At 45.1% G+C, this 11,658-nt stretch carries 7 protein-coding genes; 3 read left to right on the top strand and 4 right to left on the bottom strand.

Annotation, left to right across the window (positions count from 1 at the left end; translation table 11 throughout):
• The 4 genes from IKG78_RS06845 to IKG78_RS06830 all read right to left on the bottom strand — a co-directional run.
• Positions 1–487, bottom strand: a 487-nt coding sequence (locus IKG78_RS06845; RefSeq protein ID WP_290941398.1) for a hypothetical protein, incomplete at its 3' end; no start/stop codon positions are given.
• Between the two features lie 645 nt (positions 488–1,132).
• Positions 1,133–2,188 (bottom strand): hemolysin family protein, encoded by a 1,056-nt coding sequence (locus IKG78_RS06840; protein WP_290941395.1) that lies wholly within the window; start codon positions 2,186–2,188, stop codon positions 1,133–1,135.
• A gap of 176 nt (positions 2,189–2,364) precedes the next feature.
• Positions 2,365–4,677, bottom strand: coding sequence for a S49 family peptidase (locus IKG78_RS06835; RefSeq protein WP_290941392.1), 2,313 nt, complete (start codon positions 4,675–4,677; stop codon positions 2,365–2,367).
• Positions 4,674–4,964 (bottom strand): hypothetical protein, encoded by a 291-nt coding sequence (locus IKG78_RS06830; protein ID WP_290941389.1) that lies wholly within the window; start codon positions 4,962–4,964, stop codon positions 4,674–4,676. The genes IKG78_RS06835 and IKG78_RS06830 overlap by 4 nt, the downstream gene beginning before the upstream one ends.
• A 19-nt stretch (positions 4,965–4,983) precedes the next feature.
• On the opposite strand from IKG78_RS06830, the gene IKG78_RS06825 reads away from it, so the two are divergent.
• The 3 genes from IKG78_RS06825 (at position 4,984) to IKG78_RS06815 (ending at position 11,649) form a co-directional block, all read left to right on the top strand.
• On the top strand, positions 4,984–7,164 hold the full coding sequence (locus IKG78_RS06825) for a hypothetical protein (protein ID WP_290941386.1): 2,181 nt from the start codon (positions 4,984–4,986) through the stop codon (positions 7,162–7,164).
• On the top strand, positions 7,161–9,428 hold the full coding sequence (locus IKG78_RS06820; protein WP_290941383.1) for a hypothetical protein: 2,268 nt from the start codon (positions 7,161–7,163) through the stop codon (positions 9,426–9,428). The genes IKG78_RS06825 and IKG78_RS06820 overlap by 4 nt, the downstream gene beginning before the upstream one ends.
• Positions 9,429–9,552: 124 nt before the next feature.
• Entirely contained in the window at positions 9,553–11,649 is a 2,097-nt protein-coding gene (locus tag IKG78_RS06815) for a polysaccharide biosynthesis tyrosine autokinase (protein WP_290941379.1), read from the top strand.
• Positions 11,650–11,658: the final 9 nt, after the last annotated feature.

The raw sequence follows: 11,658 nt of genomic DNA, 5'->3' as shown, positions 1-11,658 counted from the left end.
CTGCATTTTCAGTCACATGCACAAAGTTCACGGTCAAGTTCGGGCCGGTATGCGATTCGTTTGTTGAATATGATTCAAAATTTATTTGTATATGCGAACCTAGATAGGCATCGACATCAGAACATTTATCATCACACGACACGTTAACTACCCAATTACCATCGTAAGCAATGCCAAACCATGCATTTGCCGCATCTATACTTCCCGACACATGAAAAACGTATTCTTCGGGAGCCTGCAATAGAACAGCTCCACTTGCGTCGCTACTGTAAATTCCATCCTTACCTCCGTCACCATATATCTTGAACGAGGGAGCCCCTGTCGACAAATCCAAGTAAGGGGCGCCAGCACCCGGCAATGGCATATTAAAGTAGCAATCGCCTGTTACAGCATCTTCTTGGAGACCTTCCGGGCAGGTTGCCCACGCCGCATTTACAGCAAGCGCAAGCAGGGAAAATAGGAAAAACACATGAAAGTCCTTTTTCATGTTCAGCATCCTTTGTTATGTGTGGAATTTATGTTATAGAAATTTTTAGATGGCCTAGAGATTACTGCACTAATATGCAGTCCTCTCCCCCGCAAAATACGTGCCAATTCAGTGCTCAAATCACGCACAGACAACACTTTACAAGAGGAGGACAAGACCCAAAACATACAAGAATGTTACAAATATTTTAAAAAATTGTCAATTTACGATTTTGCATAAAGTTAAACAAAAAATGCCGTTTTTTCGAAAAAAAAAATGGGGATTCGCCATTTTGTAAAATCTAATTTACAAAACTAAAAGCATGAAAATGTGGGGAATGTCACAAATTCGGGAGAAAAGCCGACCCCGGCACTGAGGCCGGGGTGACAATGTTGTGGATTCTATCGCCTTCGGCTCCAGAATGACAGACCCCGGCACTGAGACCGGGGTGACAACGTTGTGGATTCTATCGCTTCGCTCCAGAATGACGAAGTGAGGGTCGGGGTGACAAATGCAAAGATAAACGTCTCTGGATTCTATCGCCTTCGGCTCCAGAATGACAATTTTACTGTCTACTTCCTACAACACCTCCACCCCTCAAAGGCACGGAGTGCCGACCTCATACCTCAAAGTCCGCGACAGCGGACGACCTCATACCTCAAAGTCCTACTGCCTACTATTTTTCCGCATGAACGCTAGAGCTTTGGACTTGCGGCGGGCGGTTTCCTGGAGGTTCACGGCGACATCGAACTCATCGACGATTTCGCGGCCGAGGATTTCTTCGAGGACGTCTTCGAGGCTTGCGATGCCGGCGATAGCCCCAAATTCGTCAACGACGCCTACCATGTGGCCACGCTGTTTGAGGAATCGAAGCAAGAGTTTGTCCGTCATGAGGCTGTCGGGCACGAGCTGCATCGGACGCATGAGCTGTCGGAGTTTCACATCGCGTTTGCCTTCGGCGAGTTTGTTGTAAGCGTCACGGCGAAGCACAATGCCAATCCAGTTGTCCTTATTGTTGTCATAGAGCGGGACACGCGAAAAAGGCCAGTTGCCGCGTTCGTCAAGCGTCTCGCCGATGGTGCTATCTGCCGAAAGCGAAAAGACGACCTGACGCGGAGTCATCACGCGACGCACCGGGAGCGACTTGAGCGATAAAATGTTCTTGATGACAAGCGCCTGCTGGCCGTCAATCACATCTTCGCGGAGGCCGAGGTTCACAAGACTGTTGATGTCTTCTATGCTCACGTCTTTCTTTTCTTTATCTTCTCGCGTCCAGTGCTTGGTAAGCGTGAGGCAAAGCCAGATGATTCCCGTCCAGCCGAGAATTTTCGTGATGTAGTAAAACGGCACGGCAACAAGCGGAGCGCAGATTTTCGCCTGCTTTACGCCAAGCGTTTTCGGGGTGATTTCGCCAAAGAGCAAAATGAGAATCGTGAGCACAACCGGAAGCATCATCGCCGCCGAAGGCGACAAACGTTTCACCGCCAAGGCAGTCGCCAACGACGCGCCCACCGTATTCGCGACGGTATTCACCACAAGCACGGATGCGATGTAGCGGTCGATATTGTCCTTCACGTGTTTCAGATAACGTGCTGTAAATTTTTTCTGTTTTTCAAGCACTTCCACCGTCGAAGGCGGAACGCTATAGAACGAGGCTTCGGTCACGGAGCAGAACGCCGAAGCAGCAAGGCAACAAAAGACAGTTAAAGCAATTTCAAACATAATTAGGAGTTAGGTATTAGTAGTTGGTCATTGGTCATTAGTTATTAGTCATTAGTAGTTGGGTATGGGGGCGGCACATCGTTCAAATACCGATCCCGGCACTGAGGCCGGGATGACATCTTTAAACGGTCGAGGATGACAAAATCCGCGAGAACAACATAGCTACTGACCATTGACTAAAAACCTTCAACTAAAGCAGGTTCAATGGCCCAGAACTGCGTGCGTTCGATGTCGCGAAGGAAATCTCCGAGCGTTTTCGCATTCAATAGCGGCACCACAAAAGAATCGTCCGTGTTCAATTGCAAGAGTTCGATTTCGGTTGATTTCGGAATTTTAGCCATCGTGCGGACTTCGTTCAACGCATCGTCTAAACCGCCCAAGCCTTGCACAAGTCCAGCCTCTTTCGCCTTCCAGCCGACCATCACGCGACCACCGCCATACGCCGTATCCACAACGACCTGCGGAATTCCAGTCGCTTGCGAAACCACTCCGGTAAAGCGGTTATAAAAATCATCCATGTACTCTTGCAATGCAGCCTTTTCCGTATCTGTCCACGGGCGTGCGAAAGAACGGGCATCCGCATAATCGTTTGTCTTCACCGGTTCATTGCGCAAGCCAAGCTTACCCATCAAGCCGGACGCATCAATTTTTCCGCCATAAATGCCGATGCTCCCGACAATGGAGAACGGTTCCGCGATAATCTTGTCGGCACCACAAGCAATATAATACGCTCCTGATGTTCCGCTACTCCCGATACTCGCCACAATGGGAATCTCGAACTTTTTCAAACTTTTGAGAGCCCCCCAAATTTTATCGGACGCAATTGCGCTCCCGCCCGGCGAAGATATCCGCAAAAGCAAAGCCTTCACGCCCATCGACGGAACTTTCCGCAAATTTTCAACAACAGAACGTTCCATACGGTCATCAATGGACCCGTTGATGTTCAAGAAAGCAACCTTTGCACGGTGGCTCCAACTTTCGTCAAAAATTTTTGTATTCGATGGCGACCACGTCCTAAAATGTGCATACGGAGCATCTATATCAAAGAATGTCTTTAACGCATAAGACGGTACCTGGTCGATATAAAGCAGCGTATCTACAAGGCCCGCCTTTTTCGCCCCGATTGCCGTAATCACCGGCTTTTGCGCAAGCGAATCCAGCAAATCGACATTTGCGGAAGGCTCCCCCTTCATTCGAGAAGCGACATGCATCCGCACGATTTCCCAGATATCCTTGTAAAGCGTTCCCACATTAGTACGGGCATTCACCGACATGGAATCCGCCGTATAAGGCTCCACTGCCGACTTGAACGCCCCATGACGCAAAAATTCAACCTTGACACCGAGTTTATCGAAAAATCCCTTGTAGAACGTAAAACCACCGCCAAGACCGAGCCAAGTGAAATGCGCCGACGGTTCCACGACAACGCGATCCACGCTTGATGCCGCAAAGAGTACAGCCGGGCGAACGTCATCCATGTAGGCAATCACCATGCCGCCACGTTTCTTTAACTTTTGTACGTAACGGTTGATTTCTTCGGAAATGGCCAAGTTCCCTTGATAGCCCGAAAAGTCAAGCACTACAAGCCCCGCCGCTGGGTCACGCAACAAATGTTCGAACAAGTTACGCACTTTCATGAGTCCGATAGATGACGGTGCAATAAAAGGCATGTTCTTCTCGACTTCGCTCACCGTCATGTTCAAAGGCACACGGACTATCTGTGCCGAACGCGACGCCCGCGGATTTCGTGCCGCATGGAACCCGATGCTTCCGCCCTTCGGCAAAAAATCGTCATACACGCGAAGAGACGCATCCAAGTACCCGCCAAACGACGTGGAAAGCGTCAGCGTGTATTCGTCATCATCGCCGTGAATTGGCATTTTGAACCCGAAACGCATGCCGTAAAGGCCAAGTTCAAAAAGCAATCGATGTTCCTTCCAATCTTCGACATCGTAGCTCGCGCTGAAAAAATCGCCCAAGCGAATCGTCGCGCCCGCATTGTGGACACGTTTCATGGATTGTGGCCCCAGGTACAGGAGGTTTTCGCACGAATAACCTAAAGAAAGCGAACGGAAAGGCCGAATCAAAATGCCCGGAGAATAAGTCCATTCCGTCCCTCCGAAATCGGCACTGCGAAATGCTTCAATGCGATTTCCCCAAAAAACGCTGCGGTCAAAAAGCGGAAAGCCATGCGTCAAGTTCCAACGCGATTCGTCCATCCCCTTGCCGTCAAAGCGGTACTCGAAACCCGCCCCGATGCGGTCCAAATTGCCGCCCACGCGGAATTCGGTAATGCCGTCATCGAAATAGTACGAGGCAAGCGCCCCTTTGGAGTCCAAGGCGGAAAGTCCAGCCGGGTTCCCGAAAACGCCATGCGCCCCTTCGAGCGAAACAAAACCGGATTCACCGGGAAGATAAGCGTAGGACAGCACGGAAAATGCGATAAACGCAACAGCAAATGTTGGAAATGCAAAAAAATTTATCTTCATCGTAAATATTTTAGTAAATTTAAAAGAAGGTGGAATTTGGGAAAGGAATAAACCATGAAAAACTTAGCCATTCTTTCATTTCTCCTTTCTTTTATCCTCGTTTCCTGCGGGGATGATTCCGGCAGTTCCGCAGGCGATTCCAACGAAGAAGCCGAAATCTTCAACAGTTCCAGCAGCAAAGCAAACAAAAGCTCCAAATCCTCTAGTAGTTCCAGTGTAAAAAACAAGTCCTCCAGCAGTTCCAGCGAAAAATCCGAAAAAAATACAGAAAATCCCCCAAAGCTCATCAACAAGACCATTTCCGGGATGGCGCAAGGGCCTTTTGAAAAAGGGGCGACAGTTTCTGTTTATGAACTTGATGAGAACTTCGAAGAAACGGGAGTCCATATCGATTCAAAAACCTCAAACGATAGTGGTGCATTTTCGATAAAAATAAAAGATTTCAAATCACAATATGCATTGTTTAAAGTGAATGGTCGCTACATCGACAACATTACTGGAGCAAAATCAGCCGACAGTATCACATTGTATGCCTTTACAGATTTAAACAAATACGACAAAATCAATATAAACTTCCTTACCCATTTATCGCACAAACGAATTCTGTATTTGGTCACAAAAAAGGACAAATCCGTAGACAAAGCCTCAATGCAAGCAGAAACTGAAGTTTTAAGAGCATTCGATATTGAAAACGACGGATTCGATGATGCTGAAAACATTGACATTTTTGGGAAAAACAAACAAAGCGCAGCCCTGCTTGCCATATCAGCACTCATTCAAGGCAATCTACTCAAAGCAAAACTTAACGACCGCTTGACAGATTTTGTATCAGATATTGAAAAATATGGAACCTGGGACAACGAACAGACAAAAACAGAAATTGCCGATTGGGCAAGCAACGTGAGTCTGAACACAGGATTCGACAAAGTCAAGGGTTATATAAAAAAATGGAACCAAACCGTTGACTTATCAGCATTTGAAAAATACGTAGAAAACTTTTGGCAACAAAATTATTCCCTTGGGGAATGCTCCGACAAAAATCAAAACGAAATCAGGGGAAATGGAAACGAATTAAGTAATTTTAGGCATTTCATTTGCCGTTCCAACAAATGGATATTGGACAATGACCCAGCAAATGATGGAGATACCCGTTGGGTTACATGGGTTAATCCCAACGGATATGGAAAAAGTAAATCATGTGAAGTTTACGATGACACGACTTGGCGCGATGGAGAATCAAACGAATGCGGATCTGGTTTTGGAGGCTGTACAAAAAAACGTGAAACAAAAAAAATATACCATTCGGATGGGTATTATATTTGCCAAAACAAGGCCTGGATGTGGGTTAGCGTTCCAATAGATTCCATCAACCCGGAGATGAATATCGAGAACGAATCAGATACTTTAGGTTGGAAAGATACGACAGAAGGCGCTATTCGCAAAGGCAACATAACGGACGTCATCTACATTTTCGACAATAAACAATGGCGTGTAGCAACGCTCCCAGAAGCTTCTCTTGGAGGGTGTAACGAAAAAACTGAAAACATTTTTGGATATGTGGAAATGCGCATATGGCAAAATTTTATTCCCCCCACATGGTTCGAATGTAAGAAAAACTCCGATGAATGTCCTAATGCTACTTACAGTCCGGGCTATTACATTTGCAAAAAAAATTACGATAAGAAATTTTATTGGAGTGGATTAGGCGTCAGCTACTACAACCATCTATGCAATGATTCCAGCTATTATGCAAACAGCAAAGAAGGCGACGCCCATTGGGGTAGCATAGAACCCATAAAGAAAAAATGTATAAATTGCAAACAAGAGAACATTGATTATTTGGAGAACATCTGCAAAAAACGCTGCTATGTACACGATGGAACGAATCGATACTATCTTGGTGTGCAGAAAATAGGTAATGGTTGGCGTATAGGTCACGCATCAGAATGCGCATTAGGCTTCGGTGGATGTACTGAGTCCCGCTTCGGTACAATAAAAGAAGGCCCCGTCTTTAAGGCAGAAGTTTCTAGCGATTATTTAGGTTATGAACTCTACATTATGTATTCATACGTGACATCAATAGACAGCATAAAAAAAAGACCGTACATTTGCAGATATCCTTATTCTGAAGGTTTAGATGAATTTCCCACGGAATGGTATATCGCCTCGGATATCGACATCGAATTAGCACCCAAGCTATGTGATAATTGGTGGGGCATTCTCATTTCGGGAAAAAATAACAACAAGTACGTTTGCGACCTTGACGGGTTTAGATTAGCCACTCAAGAGGAAATAGAAGTGGGAATTGCATGTACAGAATATAACATGTACGTTTTAGAAAAATGTAGCTCTGAACTGGAAAAAGAAACAGGGATGACCTGTACAGAATACATGCGCCTTGTGGAGAAATGCCGCACCAAGCAAAAAAAAGTAAGTATGGATTCAACAGCCCTATCAAACGTAGTCAACAACAAAAGGAAAACATGAAAAACTTAGCCATTCTTTCATTTCTCCTTTCTTTTATCCTCGTTTCCTGCGGGGATGATTCCAGCAGTTCCGCCAACGAGTTCAACGAGGATTCCGAACTCTCTAGCAGTTCCAGCGAAAAAGCCAACAAAAGCTCCAAATCATCGAGCAGTAGCGAAAAAAACAAATCATCCAGCAGTTCCAGCAAAAAATCAGAAAAAAATACAGAAAATCCCCCAAAACTTATCAGCACGACCATTTCGGGGATGGCGCAAGGGCCTTTTGAAAAAGGAGCAACTGTTTCTGTTTATGAACTTGACGAAAATTTCGAAACAACAGGTAACAGTATCAAATCAAAAACCACAAATGACCGCGGTGAATTTTCGATAAAAATAAAAGATTTCAAATCACAATACGCATTGCTTAAAGTAGAGGGCAATTTACTCGATATTTGTACAGTAGAAAAGACCGCAAATAAAACAACTTTGTATGCAGTTGCCGATTTAAGTACCCCAAAAACAAACATAAACATCCTCACCCACCTAGCCCATAAACGCGCACTGTATTTGGTCACAAAAAAGAACATGACCGTAGCCAAAGCACAAAAACAAGCCGAGACGGAAGTTCTAAAATCATTCGGCATCGACGAGGATTTGGGAGCTACCGAGGAATTGGATATTTTTGTAGAAGACAAAAAAAGCTCGGCTTTAATCACCATATCAGCCTTGATGCAAGGCGATCTCTCAAATAGAGGCGTAAAAGACCTCTTGACGGCCTACATCTCGGATATCGAAAAAGACGGCACTTGGGACGACGAAAAAACAATCACAAAAATTGCCGACTGGGCATATGAACGAGACAACAAATTCTGGAGCCTCTTTGAAAAAGGATTACTCTTCCCTATTGATAATTATTCGTTCGTAAAATATATGGACAACTTCTGGCAACAAAAATATGGCATTGGAAATTGTACAAAAAAAAGAGAAAACGAAGTCAAAAAGAACAACAATCCTATAAGCGGACATGCAAATATTTACTTCATTTGCAAAGCCCAAATTTGGACGATTGCAAAAAAAGAGGAAATTTACCCCGATACATTACACATTGACACAACTGCAAGCGAAGGGGATCTCTACTGGGACAAGGAATATTCCGTCTGCTACGTCTATGAAGACAGTTTATGGATCAAAATCAATAAAACAAATTGTAAGATTGGATTAAGTGGATGCACGAAACTTCGCAAAAACGACGCAGAACAGGATTCCGACAATCAATGGTACATTTGCGACGGCAAAGAATGGATTTCCATGAACGATTATGAAACAATCAAGGAAAAAGGACTTGTATTCGAGAAAGACTTTCAAAACTGGAAAGATACGACAGAAGGCGCTATCCGCAAAGGCAACATAACGGACATCATTTATATTTTCGACAACAAGAAATGGCGAGTAGCAACGCTCCCTGAAGCCTCGCTTGGATTGTGTAACGAAAAAACTGTAGGCTTTTTTGGATACGCCGAAGAACGTAAAATGCAAGATTTGATTGAACCCAGAATAAATGCATGTATAGAGGAATTTCACTCCAGTGAATGTGGTGATCCTACTTATCTTCCAGGTTATTACATTTGCAGAAAAAATTACAGTAACACAACATTCTTTTGGGAACAACTAGAATATCGCGACTATAACTCCATATGCAATAATTCAAGTGATGATGAAAACAGCAAAAAAAGTAATGCTTATTGGGGCAACTTTACTCCTGCAAAGAAAAAGTGCATAAATTGCAAACAAGAAAACATCGATTTCTTTGAAAACCAATGTCAAAAACGTTGCTACGTATCGGGAAATATCGCCCACGCGTCCGCATGCGCATTAGGTTTCGGCGGATGCACTAAAGACCTTTACGGTACAATGAAAGAAGGGCCCTCCATAAAAGTAGGAACTGAAAGCATATATGAACGCTACGAAAACTACTATCAATTGTCATACCTGATTTCAATAGACAGCACTAAAAAAGCAACATACATCTGCCGAAGTAGATACACTTATGAAGAACCGACCTATCCCGCCTATGAATGGTATGTCGCCTCAGACATTGATATCGACGCATTCCCGACGATATGCACCTGGGATATCGAAGGTCAAATCGTTGTCGGAAAGAAAAACACTTACGTTTGCGAAGCAGAATCGTTTAGACTAGCCACTCAAAAGGAAATAGATGCAGGATTTGCCTGTACATACGAATTAATCGACCAAGGAAAATGCAAAGCCAAAGAGAAAGAATGAGCCAAGCACTATCCGCACGAGGAAAAAGCCGACAATAAGAAGCCAATGCTCAAAAATACCTCATTCCATATGCCTTTATTTTTCTAACTTAGTATCGGTAATCTGGATATCGAAGGTATATTACATGGCATCATCCAAGAAAAAAGAAGAAACAGACCTTTTTGACTTATTGAAGGATCTGGCTAAGAACTGGCGAATCATGGTTCCTTGCATATTCCTTGCAGGAATTATCGGCGTGTTTGTAGCCTTTTGGATTCGTCCCGTCTATAAAGTCGATGCATTGCTCCAAATCGAATCCAAGAGCAACAAGAGCGTAGGCATGTTGGGAGGCCTCCCTAGCTTATTCGCCACCTCGAGTCCAGCAGCAACAGAAATCGAGCTGATTAAAAGCAGACACATTATTGGAGAAACCATCGAAAAGATGCACCTGCAATACAGGGCGATTCCTGTAAACAGCCTTGATCGTCTGCTCCATCGAGAAGGCCGCATGGAACTCAGCCGATACGAGGTGCCTTGGAGCCTCGTTCCCCAAGACGAAAAAATCGTTCCTTGGATTGCTGAAGCTGTCGATAGTACGTCATTCCAATTGTACGACCACAACAAAAAAATCGTTCTGTCGGGAAGTGTCGGTACGACATATCATTTCCCATACGCAGGGGATACAGCCACCATCTGCATCCACCGCATGGATGCTGTTGCTGGACAAAAATTCGAACTTTTCAAACTGGATCGTCTTGATGCAATAGCGGCATTCAAGAAAGCATTCGACATTAAGGAAAAAGGGAAAAAAACCGGCATCCTGGAATTCAGCTACGAGGACATCTATCCAGATCGAGCGACAAAAATCCTGAACGAAATAGCGACTACGTATTTGCGTCAAAACGTGGAACAGCGTAACGCCGAAGCTCAGAAAACTTTGGAATTTTTGGAAAAACAGCTCCCGGATGTCAAAGCACAAATGGACAGCTCCCTCCTCAAGTTCAATACTTACCGCAACAAGGTCGGTTCAGTCGATATCGGTGCAGAAACCCAGATTATCCTGGAAAAACGCAACGTATTGCAACAAAAATTGCTGGACTTGCAACAAAAGAAACAGAGCGCCGTCCGTTTGTTCCAGCCGGAGCATCCGACGATCAAGACTCTAGAAGAACAAGAGAACAACCTGAAGCGCGAACTCGCCAACAACACGGCTGCCACAAAGAAGCTCCCAAATACGCAACAAGAAGTGCTGAAGCTGACAAACGAAGTCGATATGAGCAAGCACATGTACACGACGATGCTCAACAACATTCAGCAGTTAAAGCTCGTATCCGCCGGCGAAGTAGGGTCAGTCCGTATCATCGACTTTGCGGAAGAAGTTTCTCAGCCCATCAAGCCGAAAAAAACTACAATAATCGGTGTAGCCCTTTTCATGGGCTTGCTTCTCGGTTTCGCCATCATAACTATCAGAAGCAAGTTCAGCAACGGCGTTCGCGACGCAAGCTTCATCGAACGTGAAACAGGGTTCAGTGTCTATGCCAAAGTTCCGAAGGGCAATCCCAACGGCACCAAAGGAATACGCCCCCTTGCCGTGGTCGAGCCCGACGATATAGCCGTAGAATCGCTCCGAGCATTACGCAGTTCCCTGGAATTCAGCATGGAAGAAGGTTGCAAACCCACTATCGGCGTAAGTGGCCTTATTCCGGGCGTAGGCAAGAGTTTCATCTCGGTGAACCTGGCGGCGCTTTATGCGGGACTTGACAAAAAAGTGCTCCTCATCGATGCAGACCTCCGCAAAGGCCGTCTGCACAAGGAATTCGGAATCAAGCGCGGCAACGGACTTTCACAGATTCTTTTGGGCGAAACAACTTTGGACGATGTGATTCAACCTACCGAAGTCAAGAACCTGTTCGTAATGCAATGCGGAAAGGTGCCTCCCAACCCCTCGGAGCTGCTAGGTTCGAAGCATTATACATCCTTGATCGAAAATCTCGAAAAGCAATATGACTTGATTATCATCGACACGCCGCCAATCATGCTCGTTACTGACGCAGCTCTTGCCTGTCGTGTCGCTTCGCAAATCGTCATGGTCATTGAATACAACAGACACAGCATCGATGCTATCAAGGAAGGCATGGCTCATTTACTCAAAGGCAACAACGACGCTCACGCAAGCTTTGTCATCAACAAGTACGAACATAGCCATAATGACGGATACGGCTACAAGTACGGGAAGTACTAAACAGCCTTG

The organism is Fibrobacter sp. (assembly GCF_017545445.1).
Classification (GTDB): domain Bacteria; phylum Fibrobacterota; class Fibrobacteria; order Fibrobacterales; family Fibrobacteraceae; genus Fibrobacter.
Note: the sequence above shows the minus strand (reverse complement) of the source record. Positions and strands in the feature narration are given on the sequence as shown.